The following is a 20421-nucleotide window of genomic DNA, read 5'->3' as shown; positions in this document are numbered from 1 at the left end:
TTCAGCTCTCTGGTTGATCGCCCGGTCGGCTGCGCCACTTGCGGGCGAGGAGGGCGGGGATGAGGAAGAGGTCGACAAGGCCATTGGCGACAAGGACATAACCCAGCGCCGGCGGGGCAGGCGCAAAGAGGCCGCCCTTGGCGATGAGAATGCCCACGACCACGCAGGCCACACCCAGAAGGCGCACGGCCTGGATGATGAAGAAGCGCCGGGCGGCGGGATCGGGCGCGCCGGAGGGGGAGGGCGGGGGCGCGCTCATGCCAGCAGGTGCGCGCGCAGCTGGCCCGGCGTTTCGGCGACGAATTCCGCGCCCGCCTTCATCAGCTCTTCGGGATGGTGGTAGCCCCAGTCGACGCCCACGCCGCGCACCCAGGCGGCCTTGGCCATCTCCATGTCGTAGGCGGTGTCGCCGATCATCACGGTCTGCTCGGCGTTGGCGCCCGCCTCGAACATGGCCTCCTCCAGCATCGCGGGGTGCGGCTTGGAGGGGTGGCGGTCGGCGGTCTGGAGGCTGACGAAGAGCTCGGCAATGCCGTTGTTGGCAAGGCAATGGGCAAGGCCCCGGTCGGACATGCCGGTCGCCACCGCCAGCGTCCAGCCTGCTTCCTTCAGCGCCTCGAGCGTTTCGCGGATGCCCTCGAAGAGCGGCTGCGAGACACGCCCCTCGGTGCGGGCCTGGCGGAAGGCCTGCTTGTAGGTCTCGGCCATGGCGTGTTGCTGCTCGCCGTCGCTTTCCGGGAGCAGCGCGCGCATCGCCTGGGGCAGCGAGAGGCCGACCGCGCGGCGGATCGTCGAGCGCGCGGGCGCTGTCAGATCATGCGCGGCGAAGGTGGCCTCCATCGCCTCGCAGATCGCGGCCTGCCCGTCGATCAGGGTGCCGTCGCAATCGAAGACCGCCAGTTTCATCGGCGCGTTTCCTTTCTCAGCACTTGAGCTTCAGCACGTGGGGCTTCAGCGCTTGGGCGCCTTGCCCTTGGGGACGGGGCTGCCCTTACCCTTCTTGGGGCCGGACTTCTTGGGCACGCGGGTGCCCGGAGGGCCCTTGTGGAGGCCCTTGCCCAGCGTCTTGCCCTTACCGCCGCCCGCGCGCGGGCCCCGGCTGCCTTCGTCCGAACGGCCGACCGTGCGGGTACGGCGCTCGCCCCGGCGCTCCTTGCGGATCTGCTTGGAGTGCTGCTTGGCGACGCGCTTTTCATCTTCCTTGGTGAAGGGCGCGGGGCCGGGGGGCAGCTCGGCGCCGTCGGCCTCGTCGAAGCCCAGGTTCTCCATGGAGTTGGCGAAGTGCTCGGGCAAGGGTGCGGTCACGTCGAGCGGGGCGCCATCGGGGTGCTCGATGATGAGACGGCGCGCGTGCAGGTGCATCTTGCGGCTGATCGTGCCCGACAGGAACGCATCCTGCCCGCCGTACTTGCCATCGCCCACGATCGGGTGGCCGATCGCGGCCATGTGGACGCGCAGCTGGTGGGTGCGGCCCGTGAGCGGGTGCAGTTCGACCCAGGCGGCGCGGTTGCCCGCACGGTCGAGCACGCGGAAACGGGTGCGCGCGCTCTGGCCGTTTTCCTCATCGACGTGCATCTTCTCACCGCCCGTGCCCGGCTGCTTGGCGAGCGGAAGTTCGATCATGCCATCATCGATATTGGGGACGCCCATGACGAGGGCCCAGTAGATCTTCTTGGCGGAGCGCCCGGAAAAGCGCTTGGAGAAATAGGCGGCGCTCCCCGGCGTGCGCGCGATGAGCAGGACGCCCGAGGTGTCCTTGTCGAGACGGTGGACAAGGCGGGGGCGCGGGCCGTCGGGGGCATAGGCGTCGAGCAGGCCGTCGACGTGCTGCTTCATGCCCGAGCCGCCCTGCGTGGCAAGGCCCGGAGGCTTGTTGAGGACGATGGCGGCGCGGTCCTGCGTCAGCACCATCTGGTCGGCGAGTTCGAGTTCCTCTTCGGTCAGCTCGCGCTTGGGGCGGGGCGCTTTGCCGCCGGGCTTCGCCTCGCCGCCCGGTGGCACGCGCAGGACCTGGCCTGCGGTGAGGCGCGTGTCGACGTCCGCGCGCTTGCCGTCGACGCGGATCTGGCCGGTGCGCGCCCAGCGCGAGACCATTGCGAAGCCGACCTTGGGCAGGTGGCGCTTGAACCAGCGGTCGAGGCGCACACCCTCGTCGTCGTGGCCGACGGTGAACTGGCGGACGATGTCGTCGTTACCGGCCATGAATTAGATGCTCCGCATGATAAGGAGGCCCAGAAACAATCCGGCGAACCCTGCAAGCAGCGAGGCGCCGACATAGAGCGCGGCAAGGCCAGGTTGCCCGCGCTCGAGAATGGTGATGAAGTCGAGGCTGAACGAGGAGAAGGTGGTGAACCCCCCGAGCAGGCCGACTGCGATGAACAGCCGGGTGCCTTCGCCGTGGCTCCCATAGCGTGCAAGTGCGCCGATGAGGAGTCCCATGAAGAGCGAGCCCAGCACATTCACGGTGAGCGTGCCGTAAGGGAAGACTCCCGCGCGCGCGGGGCCGAGCGCGGCGGTCCAGGCGCGGCCGACGAGAAACCGCAGCCAGGCGCCGGTTCCGCCGCCCAGCGCCACGAAAAGCGAGGCGGCAAGGAAGGATGGTTGGGGCATAGAGGCCCGCCTTACCCGCGATTCGCGCAATTTCCAATCGCTGCTTGCGCCGCCTGCGGGGTGGCGAAAGCCCGGTTCTTGGCGGTTTTGGGGCTTTTGGGGAGTCTTTGCGGTTGTCTTTGGTGTGTCACTTTGATATTGGCGCGACCAACCCAGCCGGACCTTTCACGGGATTTGGCGCTTTTTGGTTCATTCTGATTCGCGGTTCGTCTCGCCATATAGGAGGTGCGGGGCGGGCTTCGTTCGTATTTTTGAGGTGTGGTAGTTTTATGCAGATTATGGTTCGCGACAACAATGTTGACCAGGCTCTTCGTGCGCTCAAGAAGAAGCTGCAGCGCGAAGGCGTCTATCGCGAAATGAAGCTGCGTCGCCACTACGAGAAGCCCTCGGAAAAGCGCGCCCGCGAAAAGGCCGCTGCTGTGCGTCGTGCTCGCAAGCTCGAGCGCAAGCGCATGGAGCGTGACGGCGTCAAGTAAGACGGCGTTTGCCGAACGTGCACCTGTTGGTGCGCGTTCGGGCACCTCGATATTGGCCTTGGACTTGAATGCCGGGGCCGCTTGAGCCATGAGGGCGCGACCGTAACCGGTTCGCGCCCTTGGTGCATCTGGCAACCCCTGAAAAAGGTGGCTTTGCGCAGAGGCTTGGGGGCGCTATCTGCGCACACGTGCCGAGTCTGCGGCACACATTCGTCACGAGGCCACACGATACGATGACTGAGATCACCCGCGTCCCGCTCCAGCCCGTCAAGAAGGGCTCCCTGTCGAAGATCTGGGTGGGCGCGCTTGCTCTCGCGCTGGCCGGTGCTGGCGTTGCCTATGCCGCGATGCCCGCGCAGGTCCACGTCAAGACCCTGACCGAAGGCCATGGCCCCTCGCCGACGACCGAGGACATGGTTCTCATCAACTACAAGGGCACGCTTCCCGACGGCAAGGTCTTCGACGAGGCTCAGCAGGTCCCGATGGAACTGGACGGCGTGATCCCCGGCTTCTCGACCGCGCTGCAGAAGATGCAGGCGGGCGGCAAGTACACCGTCGATATCCCCTCCGAACTCGCCTACGGCGAAAAGGGCCAGGGCGAGATCGCACCCAACACCGACCTTACCTTCGAGATCGAGCTGCTCGACTTCCGCAGCAAGGCCGAGATCGAACAGCAGCAGCGCATGATGCAGCAGATGATGCAGATGCAGCAGATGCAGGGCGGCGCTCCGGGCGCGCCCGAGGCTCCCTCCGAGTAAGTCGGAGCTTCCCGCGATGAAGAACATCACGACCGCTGTGGCCGCCCTGGCCGCGGCGGTCTTGTTCGTTCCGGCCGGCGGCGCGGCGGTGCGGGCCCAGGAGGCCGCGACCACCCCGGTTCCCCCCGAGGAGGCCGAGCCCGAAGTCGTCGTCGAGACACTGCAGGAGGGCGAGGGCGATCCGCCGCCCGCCGGCTCCTTCGTGCTCGTCAACTACAAGGGCATGCTGAGCGATGGCACCGTCTTCGATGCCAATGAGCGCGTGCCCATGGACCTCAACGGCGTCGTCCCCGGCTTTGCGCAAGGGCTCATGCAGATGAAGCGCGGCGGGCGCTACCGCCTGACCATCCCGCCCGAACTGGGCTACGGTGCGCGCCAGTCCGGCCCGATCCCCCCCAATTCCAAGCTCGTCTTCGAAGTCGAGCTGATCGACTACAAGACCCCGCACGAGATCCGCGAGATGATGGCGGCAATCCGCGCCGAGCAGGAAGCCGCCGCCAGGGCGCGCATCGAGGCGGCGCAGGGGGAAGCCAAGGAAGAGCCGAAGAAGTAAAGGATTCAAGGGGCCATCGCCCCTTGACCCCCGAACTGGCTAGCTCACCGTTCTCAGCTACCGTGAAGTAAGAGCCTTGAGGTCGCTGGTGCGGGGAGCCCGAGGGCGATGGCCCTCGGAATCATTTCCTGGACTTCTTTCCCCTGTTCGAGGCCCGTCCCTCTCGCGCTTGAAGCGCGGGCCCGCCGGTGCTAGCGGCTTTGGCCTGCTGCGCGGCGCGTGTTCGCCGCCGTGAAGAGAACAACCTTCGAAAAGGAACGTCATGTCGGTCGATACCGCAACCGTTGCGAAGATCGCGAGCCTTGCCCGCATCAAGGTGACCGAGGGTGAGCTCGAGGCGATGGTGCCCGAGCTCAACGGGATCCTCAACTGGGTCGAGCAACTCGGCGAGGTCGACACCTCGAATGTCGAGCCGATGACCGCGGTGATCCCCAACACGCTGCGCCTGCGCGAGGACGTGGTCGATGCCGATCCGCTGACCGGCGGCGGCAAGCGCGCGGAAGTCCTCGCCAACGCGCCGGTGGCCGAGCACGGCTTCTTCGGCGTGCCCAAGGTCATCGAGTGACCTGGCGGGCATCCGCCCACCCTTTCGTCCTTCCCGCACCTTCGGGAAGCCCGCTTGCTATCTGCCCTGCGGCGCGCCTCTGCGCCCGGGCGACAGGTGAGAACCAATGACCGATCTTACAGAACTTGGCGTCGCGCAGATCCGCGACGGCGTGAAAGCCGGTGACTTCACCGCCGTGGAAGTGGCCGAGGCGTTCAACGCCAACGTCGCAGCCGCGCAGGAGGCCCTGAACGCCTTCATCGTCGCCACCCCCGAAAAGGCGCTCGAGGCCGCACAGGCCACCGACGCCAAGCGCGCGAAGGGCGAGGACCTTGGCAAGATGGGCGGCGTGCCCATCGGCATGAAGGACCTCTTTGCGACTTTCGACGTGCAGACGACGGCCGCCAGCCACATCCTCGAAGGCTTCAAGCCGCAGTACGAATCGACCGTGTCCCAGAACCTGTGGAACGCGGGCGCAGGGATGCTGGGCAAGCTCAACCTTGACCAGTTCGCGATGGGCTCCTCGAACGAGACCAGCTACTTCGGCAACGTGATCTCGCCCTGGCGCAAGGCAGGTTCGAACGCGCAGCTGGCACCGGGTGGTTCCTCGGGCGGTTCCTCGGCGGCTGTGGCGGCACGTCTTGCTCCGGCGGCGACCGGCACCGACACCGGCGGCTCGATCCGCCAGCCCGCCGCCTTCACCGGCACCACCGGAATCAAGCCGACCTACGGGCGCTGCTCGCGCTGGGGCGTCGTCGCCTTTGCCAGCTCGCTCGACCAGGCGGGGCCGATGGCCAAGGACACGCGCGACTGCGCGATCATGCTTGAAGCCATGGCCGGGTTCGATCCCAAGGACGCGACCAGCCTCGATCTGCCCGTGCCCAACTGGGAGGAGCTCCTCTCGGCCGACCTTTCGGGCAAGACCGTGGGCATTCCGCGCGAATACCGCATGGACGGCATGGACGCCGAAATCGTCGCGCTGTGGGACCAGGGCGTCGCCTGGCTCAAGGACGCGGGCGCGAAGGTCATCGACATCTCGCTGCCGCACACCAAGTATGCGCTGCCGACCTATTACATCATCGCACCGGCCGAGGCGTCCTCGAACCTCGCGCGCTATGACGGCGTGCGCTATGGCCTGCGCGACCTTCCCGAGGGCGCGAACCTTCAGGACATGTACGCCGCCACCCGCGCCGCCGGCTTCGGCGACGAGGTCAAGCGCCGCATCCTGATCGGCACCTACGTGCTCTCGGCGGGCTTCTACGATGCGTACTATACGCAGGCCCAGAAGGTGCGCACGCTCATCTCGCAGGACTTCCAGAAGGCCTTCGAGGAATGCGACGTGATCCTCGCGCCGACGACCCCGACCCCGGCCTTCGCGCTGGGCGAGAACGTCGACGATCCGCTCTCGATGTACCTCAACGACGTGTTCTCGGTCCCCGCGTCGCTGGCGGGCCTTCCGGCCATGTCGGTGCCCGCCGGGCTCTCGAAGGACGGTCTGCCGCTGGGTCTCCAGATCATCGGCAAGGCGTTCGACGAACAGGGCGTCCTCAACGCAGGTCTCGCGCTCGAACAGCGCGCACAGTTTACGGCCAAGCCGGAGAAGTGGTGGTAATATGAGCACCTATCGTATTCAGGGCGCAACGGGCGAGTGGGAGGTCGTGATCGGCCTTGAAGTCCATGCGCAGGTCTCCTCGCAGGCCAAGCTGTTCTCGGGCGCGGCGACCGAATTTGGCGCCGAGCCCAACACGCAGGTCGCGCTGATCGACGCGGCGATGCCCGGCATGCTGCCCGTGCCCAACAAGGAGTGCATCCGTCAGGCGGTGCGCACCGGCATGGCGATCAACGCGCAGATCAACAAGTACTCGCGCTTCGACCGCAAGAACTACTTCTACGCCGACCTTCCGCAGGGCTACCAGATCAGCCAGCTCTACCACCCGATCGTGGGTGAGGGGCAGCTTGTCATCGAGGCCGACGAGAAGGCCGGGATCCCCGAGGACAAGGTCATCGGGATCGAGCGCATCCACGTCGAGCAGGACGCGGGCAAGCTGATGCACGATCAGCACCCGACGATGTCCTACGTCGACCTCAACCGCGTGGGCGTGGCGCTGATGGAAATTGTCAGCCGCCCGGACATGACCTCGCCCGCCGAGGCCGGGGCCTACGTTTCGAAGCTGCGCCAGATCCTGCGCTACGTCGGCTCGTGCGATGGCAACATGGACCAGGGCTCGATGCGCGCGGACGTCAACGTCTCGGTGCGCAAGCCGGGCGAGGAACTGGGCACCCGTACCGAGACCAAGAACGTGAACTCGGTGCGCTTCGTCATGCAGGCGATCGAGCACGAGGCGATGCGTCAGGTCGACGTGCTGGAAGCGGGTGGCAAGATCGTGCAGGAAACGCGCCTGTTCGATCCGGGCACCGGCTCGACCCGCTCGATGCGTTCGAAGGAAGACGCGCACGATTACCGCTACTTCCCCGATCCCGACCTTTTGCCGCTGATCCTGGAAGACGACTTCCTTGAAGATTGCCGCAACTCGCTGCCCGAGCTGCCCGATGCCAAGAAGGCGCGCTACGAGAACGAGCTGGGCCTCTCGGCTTACAACGCACAGGTGCTGACCGCCGACGTCGACACCGCAAAGTGGTTCGAGCGCCTGCTGGCCGAGACCGCGAAGGCTTCGGGCAAGGCGCCCGCCGAAGTCTCCAAGCAGGCCGCCAACTGGCTGATCTCGGAACTGTTCGGCGCGCTCAACAAGCTGGGCACCAGCCTTGAGGAATCGCCCGTAACTCCTGAAAAGGGCGGCGATCTCCTGGCGCTCATCGCCAAGGGCACGATCTCGGGTTCGGCCGGTAAGCAGGTCCTCGAAATCATGCTCGACACCGGCGACGAGGCCGAGGCCATCGTCGAGCGCGAAGGGCTCAAGCAGGAGTCCGACACCGGCGCCATCGAGGCCGAGATCGACAAGGTCCTTGAAGCCAACGCCGACAAGGTCGAACAGTACAAGGGCGGCAAGGTCGCGCTCTTCGGCTTCTTCGTCGGCCAGACGATGAAGGCCATGAAGGGCAAGGGCAACCCGCAGGTCGTCAACGAGATCCTGAAAGCCAAGCTCGGCTGATCTCGCCCGTCCGGCACATAAAAAAGCCCCGGTGGAGCAATCCGTCGGGGCTTTTTCGTGGCTAGGTCGGATGTGCGCTCCACGCGACGTCGCCGTCAGCGCCAGGATAGGGCCGTTACGCGCAACACCCGCGAAGAAAGGTAAGGCAAAGCCCATGCGAGGGCCATCGCCCTCGCGCTCCCGAAATCGGAGAGGGCACGCCCTTGCGATATGGACGCGGCCTCCTTCGGCTGCGCGCCCTTATCGGTCGCTAGAGGGCCGATCTGGCGCGCCAGAAAGCGGCCTGTCCGGTTAGGCTTGTTATCCGAGCGGACAGCAGTCGGGCTGGGGTGGAAAGCGGATGTTAGCGGTCAGCTCTAAACGTTGCGATGGCTAATATGGCCTCGTCGAACTTGCGATCAGTTCCCAACAATGTGATGGAAACATCACCCCCAGTGATCGCACGGTTTGCGCGCCCTGATAGTCCTCTTAGGACTGCAGGACCCTCCACCGGAAAGCGCGACGGATCGCGCAGATGCAATATGATAGATTTGGTGCCTTTGTACCGCCATTCCGTCACGTCACTAATCTCTTCCCATGGGATGGTCTGATTGGACCACCCTGCCCACCGGATACCTGACCGACTGATGTGAAGGCGCTCAGCATTCGTCCACCAAAGCTTTGCGCCACCAATCGCACACATTCCGAAGAAAAGAATACAGAACCACCCCCAAATCTCGGTCATCAACAGGCCAGCTCTGCGTGTAACCGGGACCGGTCCTACCAATCCTGCCATCCATATTCCGATTGCAACAAAGCCGAGCGAAGTGGCGACAATAAGTGCGGCCCGCCAGCGCGAGGTATGTGCGACGAAATCATCCATTCAACTTCATGTAAAGCTACCGCGAATGTACGCAATGGGGCAATGCTGCTGGGCTGGCCTCGGGCCAAATATTTCGACGGCTTCAGCACTCGTTATGAAACCGGGGCTGGAAGCTGCGACTGATCGAGGAAGGTAATCCGGGAGACGCGATCTGGCCACGGATCTGGGGCTTGAAGCGGTGCGCTGACTGGATTCCCGCCTTCGCGGGAATGACGAAGAGTTGGATGCTCACTCATGCGGCGCCAATCTACTTTATCAGTCCGCAATTGGACCTTCCGTTACTCGGCCCATTCGACGCCTGCGATCTTAAATTAACAGGGGCGGGCAGAGCTGCCTTCGACGAGTTCGGGGAGCCCGAGGGCGATGGCCCTCGGAATCAATTTCTTCGAGTTTGTCCTTGTTAGGTGTCTGCCCTCATTGGCCCATCGCACCAGGCACGCGCGTCATCTGGGCCTCGGGGGGTGGGGGGCGGCTTAGCCGATCCGGGTGCCCTTCAGCTCCATCGTGCCGAAGAAGCCGGCCTTGATCGTGCCGGTGAGGTCATCGCCTTCGATGGAGGCCTTGCAGTCGAGGTCGATCTTCATGGGCGAGGTCATCGTCATCTTCCAGGCGATGGTGTTGCCGGCAATCGTGCCGTTCTCAAGGTCCATGGCGCCAAGGTCGCCTGCGATCGTGCCGGTGAAGGTGTCGCCTTCGGGCACGATGGTGAGCACGCCCTTCTGCGTGCCCATCGGCGTCTTCGTGGTGCATTCGTAGCGTCCGGCTACCGACATTGTGTTCTCTCCCTGATCGCTTATTCGCTGTCCGTGGTGGGGGCGGGCATGACCTCGACCGGCAGGCCGAGGCTTTCGAGTTGCGGCTCGACCACGGCGCGGTCGCCAACGACAACGAAGGTCAGCTCGCCAGGTTGCAGGTAGGCCTGTGCGGCTTCTCCGATGTCTTCGGCATCGATGCGGCGGTAGGTCTGCGCGAGCGTGGCGTAGTAGTCCTCGGGCCGGCCGAGGCGCTGGTTCAGGCGGATCGCGCCATCCACTGACGCGTTGGTCTCGAACTGGTTGGGAAGGCCCCGGATCGCGCCTTCGGTAACGCGCTGAAGCTCCTCTGCGGTGACCGGCTTTTCGCCCGGAAGCGCGGCTATGTCGGTGCGGATCGCGGCGATGGCATCACCGGTGCGGTCGGCCTGGACGGGCGCGCGCACCAGGAATGTACGGGGGCCTTCGTTCTTCGTGACGCCCGAGTTGACGCCGTAGCTCCAGCCCTTGTCCTCGCGGATGTCGGCGTTGAGGCGCGAGAGGAAGCCGCCGCCAAGGACGTCGTTGGCAAGGTCGAGCGCCTCGCCGTTCTTCGCGGTCCCATCCATGGGCAGGACGCGGCCCGCCATGATCACCGACTGGGGCGAATTGGGTCGGTCGACCAGCAGGATGCGCGCGCGCGCCTGCGGGGTGGCCGCATCGAGGTGCTTGACGGGCGCCGGGGTCGCGGGCGCCGTCCAGCCTGCAAAGGCGCGTTCGAGGAGGGGCTTCAATTCGGCCATCGTCACATCGCCCACCACCGTGATGCGGGCCAGATCCGGGCGCAGCCACTTGGCGTGCGCGGCTTTCAGGTCCTGTGCGCTCAGCGCGGCGAGCGAGGCGGCGTCCCCCAGGCCATCGCTGGGCTGGGCGTAGGGGTGGGTGCCGTAGAGCGCGGCGCCCAGCGTGCGCTGGGCCAGCGAATTGGGTGAGCTGAGCGCCTGCGAAAGCTGCGCCTGGCGGGTTGCCTTGAGGCGCGCGACGTCCTCGGGAGCAAAGGTCGGGTGGAGCAGGATCCCCGCGGCGAGATCGAGCGAGGGGGCGAGGTTGTCGCTCAGCGCGACGAGGTTGAGCACGCTGGCATCGGTGCTTGCCCCGGTCTCGATGCTGGCGCCGATGCGCTCCTGCGCTTCGGCGAGCTGGGTCGCATCGAGGCCGTTCGCGCTCTCATCGAGCATGTCGAGCATGAGCGCCTGGGTGCCGGGCGTGTCGAGCGCGTCGGCCGAGGTGCCTGCGTCGAATTCGATGGTCAGCTGCAGCTTGGGCACCGCGGTGCGGCGCGCGAGGGTGACGGGCACGCCGTTCGAAAGGGTGGCGTGTTCGAGCGTGGGGAAGGCGAGATCGCCGATGGTGCCGAGCGGGGGCGCTGTGCGTTCGGGCGCCGGGGCCAGTTCGGGGGCGGGGGCCTTGTTGTCGGGAGCGGGGGCCGGGGTGGTGTCCTCATCGCCCCAACCGCCCAGCGCGCCGCCATCGAGTGTGCGCTCGCCGGGAACGGTGGCGAGCTTGTAGACCGGGCGCGAGAGCCACTTGGCAAGGACGGCGCGCACCTTCTCGGGCGTGAGCGCGGCCATGGCCTCAAGGCGTGTCTTGTAGAAGGCGGGATCGCCCGAATAGACCATGCCCTCGGCCAGCGTCGCGCCCTTGCCGGCAAAGCCGCCGACGCGTTCGAGCGCGCCGATCTCGTCGGAAAGGGTAGAGACGACCGCGCGCTTCAACTCGTCCTCGCTTGGGCCTTCCTTCAGGTACGTGGCAAGGACCGCATCGAAGGCGGCTTCGGCCTTGGCGCGCTCGACGCCGGGCTTCACCATCATGGCCATCGAAAGCTGGCTCATCGCTTCGTAGGTCTGGGCGGATGCGGTGACGCCGACCGCCAGTTCCTGTCCGCGTACCAGGGCGTTGTCGAGGCGCGAGGAGGCGAGACCACCCAGGATGTGCATGCCGACCTCAAGCGCGGGCGCGTCGGGATCGTTGAGGCCGGGGCCCGTCCAGGTTCGGGTGAGGCGCAGGACCGGGACCTGGTCGGTGATGTCGCGCGAGGCGCTCTTCTCCAGCGTCACCGGGCCCGCTGTTACCGGGTGGATCGCGGGGCCGCGCGGGATCGCGCCGAACCACTTCTGGACCATGGGCTTCGCGGTCTTCGCGTCGATGTCGCCCGAAAGAACGAGGACGACATTGTTGGGGCCGTAATGGTCGGTGAACCAGGCGCGCACGTCGGTGAGCGAGGCCGCGTCGAGGTCCGCCATCGAGCCGATGGTGCTGTGGCGGTAGGGATGGCCGACGGGGAGCAGGCCTTCGGAGATCACGTAGTCTTCAAGTCCATAGGGCTGGTTGTCGCCTTGCCGCTTCTCGTTCTGGACGACGCCGCGCTGCTGGTCGAGCTTCTCCTGGCTGACCGCCGGGAGCAGGTAGCCCATGCGGTCGCTCTCCATGAAGAGCGCAAGGTCGAGCGCGCCGGTCGGCACGGTCTCGACGTAGTTGGTGCGGTCGTACCAGGTCGAGCCGTTGGTCGGTGTGGAGCCCGCCGCCTCGAGCGGAATGTCGAAGTTGGGCACGTTCGCCGAGCCGCCGAAGAAGAGATGCTCGTAGAGGTGGGCAAAGCCGGTGCGCCCGCGCGGCTCGTTCTTGGAACCGACCTTGTAGTAGGCCGTGACGCCGACGATCGGGGCCTTGCGGTCGGTGTGAACGATGGTGGTCAGCCCGTTTTCCAGCTGGAAGCTCTCGTAGGGGATGTCGACCTTGGCGACGAGTTCTTCGGGGGTGGCGGCGCCCGGCGTAGCGGCAGGCGCGGACGTTTCGGTCCGGTCGCGGGCCGCAAGCGGCAGCGGCGCGAGGCTGGTGACGAGAAGGGCGGCGGCAAGAGCTCCAAGGCTCGCACGGGTTCCGATACGCATGGTCTCGAAGCTAGCAAAGTTGCTGCGCCGCGCAATCGAAATACCGTGCGGAAAAAGAGAGCAAATTCCTCCTCTTTTGCACGCGTGCGCGGGCAAGGACGCGCTTGCCGGGCGGGGGCGGGTCTGCAATCGTTGGCGCACGGGAATAGGTACGGCCCCGCGGCCGGAGAGGAGTGGATATGGACTGGGACGCGAAGGCGCCGATGTGGAACCGCCGAGGGCTGCTGCGCAGGGGCGCGGGTCTGGGGCTTGCGGGCCTGGGAGCCGGATTGGGCGCAGGATTGGCTTTTCAGGCAAGCGCGCAGGGGCTTGGTGGTACGCTGACGGGGTTGCTGGTCCAGGCGAGCGACAGTTCGCTCGACAAGCTGGCCCGGCCCGGTGCGTTCTACGACGACCCGGATGTGCGCATCGACCTGCCGCTGATCGGCGGCCTCTTGGGCGGCAATTCCGGCGGGACGGGCGGCTTCGGACAGGGGCTCGGCGCGATCCTGGGCGCGGGCAGCCCGCTCGATTTGACCGGCGGGCTGGTGCGCGCGGTGAACGATGCGGCGGGCGTCGCGGCAGGGGCGGCGAAGCCGGTCTTCCGCACCGCGATCCGCGACCTCGACGTGACCGACGTGCCGGGCATCGCCTCGCGTTCGGACGGGGCGACGCGGTACTTGCGCACGAGCGCGGGCGAGGAACTGCACGGCGCGCTGCGCCCGCTCGTCGACGAGGGGCTGGACGAGGTCGGCGCCTACCGCCAGCTCGACCGGCTGACGACCTCGTCGCGGCTGGTGAAGAGCGCCGGGCTCACCCGCGACGCGCTGGGCGGTTCGGTGACCGAAAAGGCGCTCGACGGGATCTTCGCCTACATCGGCCGCGAGGAGGCGAACCTGCGGGCCGATCCCCTGAAGCCGCTGGGCGGACTGCTGCGCGGGGTGCTGAGGCAGTAGAAGGTCTATTTTCAAGGGGCCATCGCCCCTTGACCCCCGAACTGTCTAGCGCACCTTTCTCAGGCACCGTGGCGCGAGAGCCTTGAGCTTGACAGTTTTGGGAGCCCGAGGGCGATGGCCCTCGGATCTATTCTTCCCCCTTATGGCTGATTTGATCGCGGGCAATTGAATTGGCCGGAAAAGCGCCCAGATAAAGCCATGGAAAATTTTGGTGGGGCACCTCTTGTGTTGCAAAATTGCAACACCATATCCGGGGTGTCAGGAGGCAAAACAGACCATGAATCTCGAAAAGTTCACCGACCGCGCGAAGGGCTTCCTTCAGGCCGCGCAGACCGTGGCCATCCGCAACAACCATCAGCGCATCAGCCCTGAGCACATCGCCAAGGCCCTGCTCGAAGATGGCGAGGGTATGGCCGCGGGGCTGATCCAGCGCGCCGGTGGCAATCCCAAGATCGCGGAAAGCGCCATCGACAAGGCGCTGGCCAAGATGCCCGCCGTGTCGGGCTCGGGCGCGCAGGCGACCCCGGGTCTGGACAATGACGCGGTGCGCCTGCTCGACCAGGCCGAGCAGCTCGCGACCAAGTCGGGCGACAGCTACGTGACGGTGGAGCGCATCCTGCTCGCGCTGGTGCTGGCCGCCACCACCGAGGCGGGCAAGGCGCTGGCCTCGGCCAACCTCAACGCCAAGGCGCTGGAGGGGGCGATCACCGAACTGCGCGGCGGACGCACGGCGGACAACGCCTCGGCCGAAAACGCCTACGATGCGATGAAGAAGTACGCGCGCGACCTCACCGAGGCGGCTCGCGAGGGCAAGCTCGACCCGGTCATCGGGCGTGACGAGGAGATCCGCCGCACCGTCCAGATCCTGGCGCGCCGCACCAAGAACAACCCCGTTCTCATCGGCGATCCGGGCGTCGGCAAGACCGCCATCGCGGAAGGTCTTGCGCTGCGCATCGCCAACGGCGACGTGCCCGACAGTCTCAAGGACCGCACGCTGATGGCGCTCGACATGGGCGCGCTGATTGCAGGCGCGAAGTACCGGGGCGAGTTCGAGGAGCGCCTGAAGGCCGTGCTCGACGAAGTGAAGGGCGCCGAAGGCCAGATCATCCTGTTCATCGACGAGATGCACACGCTGATCGGGGCGGGCGCATCGGAAGGTTCGATGGATGCGGGCAACCTCTTGAAGCCCGCGCTCGCACGCGGCGAACTGCACTGCATCGGCGCGACCACGCTCGACGAATACCAGAAGTACGTCGAGAAGGACGCGGCCCTCCAGCGCCGTTTCCAGCCCGTCTTCATCGGTGAGCCCACGGTCGAGGACACCGTCTCGATCCTGCGCGGCATCAAGGAGAAGTACGAGCTGCACCACGGCGTGCGCATCACCGACGGCGCGCTGGTGGCGGCCGCGACCCTGTCCAACCGCTACATCACCAACCGCTTCCTGCCCGACAAGGCGATCGACCTCATGGATGAGGCCGCGAGCCGTATCCGCATGGAAGTGGAGAGCAAGCCCGAGGAGATCGAGAAGCTCGACCGCCGCATCATCCAGCTCAAGATCGAGGAGCAGGCGCTCGCCAAGGAGAACGACAGCGCGTCGGCCGACCGTCTCGTCACCTTGCGCGAGGAGCTGGCGAACCTCGAACAGCAGTCGAGCGAGCTGACCACCCGCTGGCAGAACGAGCGCGACAAGATCGCGGCGGAAGGCAAGATCAAGGAGAGCCTCGACAAGGCCCGGATCGAACTTGATCAGGCGCAGCGTTCGGGTGACCTTGGCCGCGCAGGCGAGCTGTCCTACGGCACCATCCCCTCGCTGGAACGCCAGCTCGCCGAGGCGCAGGCCCAGTCGGCCAACGCGCTCCTGCGCGAGGAAGTGACCGAGGACGACATCGCGGGTGTCGTCTCCAAGTGGACCGGCGTTCCGGTCGACAAGATGCTGGAGGGCGAGCGCGAGAAGCTCCTCAAGATGGAGGAGGTGCTGGGCAAGCGCGTGATCGGGCAGGTCCAGGCCGTCCAGGCCGTCTCCAAGGCGGTGCGCCGTGCGCGCGCAGGGCTGCAGGACCCCAACCGTCCGCTCGGCTCGTTCCTGTTCCTGGGCCCCACGGGCGTGGGCAAGACCGAGCTCACCAAGGCGCTCGCCGAATTCCTGTTCGACGATGACAGCGCGATGGTGCGCATCGACATGTCCGAGTTCATGGAAAAGCACGCGGTCGCCCGCCTGATCGGTGCGCCTCCGGGCTATGTCGGCTACGAGGAAGGCGGCGTCCTGACCGAAGCGGTGCGGCGCCGTCCCTATCAGGTCGTGCTTTTCGACGAGGTGGAAAAGGCCCACCCGGATGTCTTCAACGTCCTGCTCCAAGTGCTCGACGACGGGCGCCTGACCGATGGGCAGGGGCGCCAGGTGGACTTCACCAATACGCTCATCATCCTGACCTCGAACCTGGGCAGCCAGTTCCTGACGCAAATCGAGGACGGCAAGGACGTCGAGAGCGTCGAGCCGCAGGTGATGGAAGTCGTGCGCGGGCATTTTCGCCCTGAGTTCCTCAACCGCCTGGACGAGGTCATCATGTTCCACCGTCTTGGTCAGGACCACATGGGGCCCATCGTCGATATCCAGGTGGCGCGCGTGCAGAAGCTGCTCAAGGACCGCAAGATCGTGCTCGACCTTTCGGACGCGGCCAAGGCGTGGCTGGGCCGGGTGGGCTACGATCCGGTCTACGGCGCACGGCCTTTGAAGCGCGCGGTGCAGAAGTACCTGCAGGACCCGCTCGCCGAGAAGCTGCTGGCGGGCGATATCCCCGACGGTTCCCAGCTGGCGATTGGCGATGGCGACGGGGCACTGACGATTACCGTGGAGTAAAAGGGAGGATTCAAGGGGCCATCGCCCCTTGGACCCCCAAACGGTCGACCTCATCTTTCTCAAGCACCGTGGCGTGAGAGCCTTGAGGTAGCCCGTTTTGGGAGCCCGAGGGCAATGGCCCTCGGATCACCCTTCTTCTCTTCTGACCCAAAAGAAAGGGCCCCGGGATCGCTCCCGGGGCCCTTTTTGGTGTGCCGTGCGGCGCGGCTATCAGAAGCGCGCGGTCACGCCGACCTTGTAGTAACGGCCCATGAAGCCGCTCCAGTAGGTGTCGAGGCCGCCACCAGCGGGCGCCGGGTAGGGCGCGTTGGTGTCGAACACGTTGTCGACCATCAGGCGCACGGTGTAGTCATCGTTGATGTCGTAGCTGATCGAGCTGTTGACGAAGGCTACTGCCGGACGGGTCGGGTACTGGTAGGTGTTCGCCGAGGCGTCGGGATCGCGCTCGGCCTTCCCGATGTACTGCACCTGCGTGTAGGCCGTGAAGGGCCCGTTCATGTAGCTCGCGTTCACCGTGAACTGGTGCTTCGAGTAGCCGATGCTGCCACGGTCGGTCTGGATGTCACCCGTGCCGATACGCGTCTCGAGCGTGTCGATGTACTGGTACGAGGCGCCCAGCTGGATCGCGCTGTTGGCGCCCAGGAAGGGGGTGTCGGTGAAGTAGTGCAGTTCGCCGATCAGACCCTTGTACTTGTACGAGGCCGCGTTCAGGTAGCCGGTGCGGATGAATTCCACCTGGCCGTCCGCGTCGCGGTCGATCTGGTCGCAGGCCGCGCTCGGGAAGCTGGTTGCATCGTAGCAGGCTTCCAGCGTGCCGTCGGCATCGACGCTGACGATCGCGTTCTTCAGGTTCACGCTGACCCAGTCCACCGCGAGCGAGAAGCCGGGGAGGAACGTCGGGGTGAAGATACCACCGATGGTCCAGCTGTCGGCAACTTCGTTTTCCAGGCTGGTGTTGCCCGAAAGCGAACCGCGCGAGGTGAAGTCGACGATGTTCGAGGTGAAGTCGGCGGGAAGACCGTCGGCTGCACAGTTCGCTGCACGGTTGGCCGGGTTGGGGCCTGCGGTGATGAAGCGTGCATCGCACGGATCGTCGGCGGTGGTGAAGATCTGGCTCGTCGGGTTGTAGAGCTCGGTGATCGCGGGCGCGCGGATCGAGCGCGTGAAGTTGCCGCGAATGCCGAAGTCCTTGAGGAAGCTGACCTTACCGCCTGCGGTCCAGGTGAGGTCACCGCCCGCCAGCGAGTTGTCGACGTAGCGCCCGGCGCCGTGCAGCTCGGCCGAGTACAGGAACGGGACGTTCATGTCGGGCGAGATGAGCGGAACCTGGAGTTCGCCGAAGACCTCGTTGGTGTGGTAGCTGCCGCGGACCGGATCGATCGGGATCGAACGGCCGTACTGTGTGCGCGCACCGTCGGGATCGTTGGGGTCGACCGCACCGTAGAAGAAGGCGCCCGGATCGAACGAGGACTTCTCGTTGCGGTGTTCATAGCCCAGCGCGAAGCCGACGCCGCCTGCGGGCAGGTCGAACAGCGTGCCGGTGATGTCGGCGGTGACCATCCACTGCTCGTTGAGGGCGGTGGGGTGCGCGGTCGTGGTGATGTACTCACCCACTTCCGGACCGTTCTGGTTGCCGAACGGGTTGAACGGCACGCAGGTGGCCGAGCCGGTCTGGATCGGCGAATTGGTGTAGCCGTCCTGGCAGCCGGCCAGCGCGTTCTCGAAGTTCTGCTGGACCAGTTCGCGGCTCGAACCCTTGGTCTTCGAACGGCCGTAGTTGCCGATCACTTCCCAGGAGATGTCGCGGCCCGCGACGTTGAAGTCACCCTCAAGACCGCCGGTGATGCGGTAGAGTTCCACCGTCGAGCTGCCACGGCCCGAGACGAGGTCGGTGTTGGCACGGCCCAAGTAGAACACGTCCTGGCCCTCGGGCAGCTGCGCGGCGATGGTCTGGCGCGCGGCATCGCTGAGGAACGGGTTCGACAGCGGGATGATGAGGTTGCCGTCGGGATCGCCCGCGTCGCCGAACAGCCAGGTGTTGTAGACCGGCTGGGTGCGCAGTTCGGTGCCCTTCGAGCGGGCATAGTTGAAGTCGACCGTCGCCTTGATGCCGTCGGTCAGCTCGTAGTCGGCGTGGGCGTAGCCCAGGTACCGCTCGACCGGCGACAGCAGGTTCGAGAGCGGGACCAGGCTCATGCCGTTGCCGCCTGCCGAGGCTGTGGCGCCGTGCACGGTGCCGAAGTCGATCGGGGTGAGGTTGCCGTTGCGGTCGAAGCCCAGCGTGTTGCCCTGGTCATCGAGGATGCCGTAGTTGAGGCCCGGCGCGCCGAGCGGGCCGAGATCCCCCGGGATGATGTCGATGGTGGAGGGCAGGCCGTAGGGGCTCAGCGCCGGGATGCGGCGATCCTGGATGATGACCTGGCTGTAGGGCGAATCCTCGATCGGCGAGGTGTAGAACAGGCCTGCAGCGGTGCGCTTGCGCGCTTCGTAGGTCATGCCCTCGGTGCGGTTGTACTCGAAGGAGCCCACGATGTGGCCGCGCCCACCGCCAAAGCTGGTGCCCGCCAGCGCGCCGAGGCGGTGGTTCGCACCGTCGCCGCGCTTGGAAAGCCCGGTCTGCGCGTTGAGCTCGATGCCCTCGTATTCCTTCTTGAGAAGGATGTTGACGGTGCCCGCGATCGCGTCGGCGCCGTAGATCGGCGCGCCGCCCACGGCGATGGTCTCGATGCGGTCGAGCGCGAGGGTGGGCAGGGTGTTGAGGTCAACCTGCGAACCGGCGGCCGAGGGGCCGAAGATCGAGGCGGTGTTCGAGCTGACGAAGCGGCGGCTGTTGACGAGGGTCAGCGTGCGCTGCGAACCCAGGCCGAAGAAGTTGATGAAGCTCTGGCCCGAACCGAAGCTGCCACCCTGGCTGCCCGTGGCGCTGGCGCCGGGGGTGCCGAAGGCGGGAACCATGCTCAGCGCGTCGGCAATGTTGGTAAGGCCGCGCTTCTGGAGGAGCTCGCTGTCGAGGATGATCGAGGGCTCGTAGGTGTCCGCGTTGGTGCGCGCGATGCGCGAGCCGGTCACGATGATCGCGTTGTCCGGGCTCTCTTCGGTGGCGACAGGAGCGCTATCCTGCGCGAGGACGGGGGTGGCGCTCAGCGCGACGGTCGTGAGACACGTAGCCCCGATGAGCGCGGTGCGCATGATGTTGGTCTTCAATGGTTTGCCCCTTGTTTTACACATACGCCGCGGTCGCCCGCCGGCACCGGGGGGTGCTGGCTCGGCAAGCGCAACGGGGTAGGAGGGCTACCCCCTCGCGGCGTCGGGGGACGGATTGCGCTGATGGCGCTCCGGGGCAACACCTAAGACAACTGACTTAGGACATTTCATAAGTGGTGTAATAAAGTTGCCACACTTGAGTGGTGGGCAAGTGCTCTGCTGCCAAATTTGTGTTTCAAAGTGTACAAAGAGTGCAACTTTACGCATCGCTGCGCGTTTTAACCGGGGCTTTATTACGTGCGCGCGAAATGTTCATAGACGGCAAGCCTCCCGCCACGCGCGCCAACAGCTGCCCCTCAGCGCACGCGGTGCGCCTTGACCCCCATGTGGCCGTTGAGCCGCATCCAGTAGGTGCCAAAGGCCGCCTTCTCGAATTCCACACTGTCGCCCACCTTGGGGGCGGATGCGCTGCGCCGCTTGGTGGTGGTCTCCCAGACCGCATCGGCCTCGGCAATGGTCACGCGGTAGTAGCCGCGCGGCAGGCCCTCGACCCGGGTGATCGTCGAGACGAGGGTGTCCTCGTCACCATCGCGCGCCTCCTCGACGCTGTCCGCCTCGGCCGTTTCGGCCTTGGCGCTGCGGGTCTTGGAGAAGATCGCGATCTCGGGCACGGCAAAGCCATAGAGCGAACGGCGCACCTGGCGGGCCTCGTCCTCGTCGACGATGGCGACCGCGCCGGTATCGCTCGCGGCCAGAAGCGCGGCGCTCTCCCTGTCAAAGCAGGCGAGGCGGGCGGCATCGTCGGTGAGCGCGCGGCACTGGGCAAGCCC

General features: G+C 66.0%; 17 protein-coding genes. 8 read left to right on the top strand and 9 right to left on the bottom strand.

All coding sequences use genetic code 11. The annotated features are described in order from the left end of the window. Position 1: 1 nt before the first annotated feature. From MTR65_RS17565 to crcB, 4 genes are read right to left on the bottom strand one after another with little or no spacing between them, the layout of a single operon-like run. On the bottom strand, positions 2-259 hold the full coding sequence (locus MTR65_RS17565; RefSeq protein ID WP_226633788.1) for a hypothetical protein: 258 nt from the start codon (positions 257-259) through the stop codon (positions 2-4). Continuing rightward, positions 256-906, bottom strand: a complete 651-nt coding sequence (locus MTR65_RS17560; RefSeq protein ID WP_243802517.1) for an HAD-IA family hydrolase — start codon at positions 904-906, stop codon at positions 256-258. Before MTR65_RS17560 ends, MTR65_RS17565 begins: the two co-directional genes overlap by 4 nt. A gap of 45 nt (positions 907-951) precedes the next feature. After that, the gene (locus tag MTR65_RS17555) at positions 952-2202 is read right to left on the bottom strand and encodes an RluA family pseudouridine synthase (protein ID WP_243802515.1); all 1251 of its coding nucleotides are present in this window, start codon (positions 2200-2202) and stop codon (positions 952-954) included. 3 nt (positions 2203-2205) lie between these two features. Further along, entirely contained in the window at positions 2206-2610 is a 405-nt protein-coding gene (gene crcB / locus MTR65_RS17550) for a fluoride efflux transporter CrcB (RefSeq protein ID WP_243802513.1), read from the bottom strand. Between the two features lie 269 nt (positions 2611-2879). Here crcB and rpsU point away from each other — a divergent pair, with 269 nt between their 5' ends. The 6 genes from rpsU to gatB all read left to right on the top strand — a co-directional run bounded on the left by rpsU (position 2880) and on the right by gatB (position 8051). Beyond that, the gene (gene rpsU, locus MTR65_RS17545; RefSeq protein WP_007011585.1) at positions 2880-3086 is read left to right on the top strand and encodes a 30S ribosomal protein S21; all 207 of its coding nucleotides are present in this window, start codon (positions 2880-2882) and stop codon (positions 3084-3086) included. Positions 3087-3319: 233 nt separating this feature from the next. Then, the gene (locus MTR65_RS17540) at positions 3320-3844 is read left to right on the top strand and encodes an FKBP-type peptidyl-prolyl cis-trans isomerase (RefSeq protein WP_226633752.1); all 525 of its coding nucleotides are present in this window, start codon (positions 3320-3322) and stop codon (positions 3842-3844) included. 16 nt (positions 3845-3860) lie between these two features. Continuing rightward, positions 3861-4397, top strand: coding sequence for an FKBP-type peptidyl-prolyl cis-trans isomerase (locus MTR65_RS17535; protein WP_243802511.1), 537 nt, complete (start codon positions 3861-3863; stop codon positions 4395-4397). 262 nt (positions 4398-4659) lie between these two features. Beyond that, on the top strand, positions 4660-4962 hold the full coding sequence (gene gatC, locus MTR65_RS17530; RefSeq protein ID WP_039391407.1) for an Asp-tRNA(Asn)/Glu-tRNA(Gln) amidotransferase subunit GatC: 303 nt from the start codon (positions 4660-4662) through the stop codon (positions 4960-4962). A 106-nt stretch (positions 4963-5068) separates the two neighbouring features. Beyond that, positions 5069-6553, top strand: coding sequence for an Asp-tRNA(Asn)/Glu-tRNA(Gln) amidotransferase subunit GatA (gatA, locus tag MTR65_RS17525; RefSeq protein ID WP_243802509.1), 1485 nt, complete (start codon positions 5069-5071; stop codon positions 6551-6553). 1 nt (position 6554) lies between these two features. Continuing rightward, positions 6555-8051, top strand: a complete 1497-nt coding sequence (gatB, locus tag MTR65_RS17520) for an Asp-tRNA(Asn)/Glu-tRNA(Gln) amidotransferase subunit GatB (RefSeq protein WP_243802507.1) — start codon at positions 6555-6557, stop codon at positions 8049-8051. A 343-nt stretch (positions 8052-8394) separates the two neighbouring features. On the opposite strand, the gene MTR65_RS17515 is transcribed toward gatB, so the two are convergent. The 3 genes from MTR65_RS17515 to MTR65_RS17505 all read right to left on the bottom strand — a co-directional run bounded on the left by MTR65_RS17515 (position 8395) and on the right by MTR65_RS17505 (position 12595). After that, entirely contained in the window at positions 8395-8913 is a 519-nt protein-coding gene (locus MTR65_RS17515; RefSeq protein ID WP_243802505.1) for an STM3941 family protein, read from the bottom strand. A gap of 473 nt (positions 8914-9386) precedes the next feature. Next, positions 9387-9686, bottom strand: a complete 300-nt coding sequence (locus MTR65_RS17510; RefSeq protein WP_243802503.1) for a hypothetical protein — start codon at positions 9684-9686, stop codon at positions 9387-9389. 20 nt (positions 9687-9706) lie between these two features. Beyond that, the gene (locus tag MTR65_RS17505; protein ID WP_243802501.1) at positions 9707-12595 is read right to left on the bottom strand and encodes a M16 family metallopeptidase; all 2889 of its coding nucleotides are present in this window, start codon (positions 12593-12595) and stop codon (positions 9707-9709) included. Positions 12596-12774: 179 nt separating this feature from the next. Between MTR65_RS17505 and MTR65_RS17500 the strand changes: the two genes are divergently transcribed. Both MTR65_RS17500 and clpB read left to right on the top strand, forming a co-directional pair. Beyond that, complete coding sequence (locus MTR65_RS17500; protein WP_243802499.1) at positions 12775-13530, top strand: DUF4197 family protein; 756 nt, start codon at positions 12775-12777, stop codon at positions 13528-13530. 277 nt (positions 13531-13807) lie between these two features. Next, positions 13808-16387, top strand: a complete 2580-nt coding sequence (clpB, locus tag MTR65_RS17495) for an ATP-dependent chaperone ClpB (protein WP_243802497.1) — start codon at positions 13808-13810, stop codon at positions 16385-16387. A gap of 210 nt (positions 16388-16597) precedes the next feature. Here clpB and MTR65_RS17490 read toward each other — a convergent pair whose 3' ends face one another. Further along, positions 16598-19591, bottom strand: a complete 2994-nt coding sequence (locus MTR65_RS17490; protein ID WP_243802495.1) for a TonB-dependent receptor domain-containing protein — start codon at positions 19589-19591, stop codon at positions 16598-16600. A 356-nt stretch (positions 19592-19947) separates the two neighbouring features. Next, positions 19948-20421: hypothetical protein (locus tag MTR65_RS17485; protein ID WP_243802493.1), on the bottom strand; the 474-nt coding region annotated here is incomplete at its 5' end.

The sequence above is a fragment of the Novosphingobium mangrovi genome, assembly GCF_022818885.1.
Lineage (GTDB): Bacteria > Pseudomonadota > Alphaproteobacteria > Sphingomonadales > Sphingomonadaceae > Novosphingobium > Novosphingobium mangrovi.
This window is presented reverse-complemented; position numbering and strand designations above follow the sequence as displayed.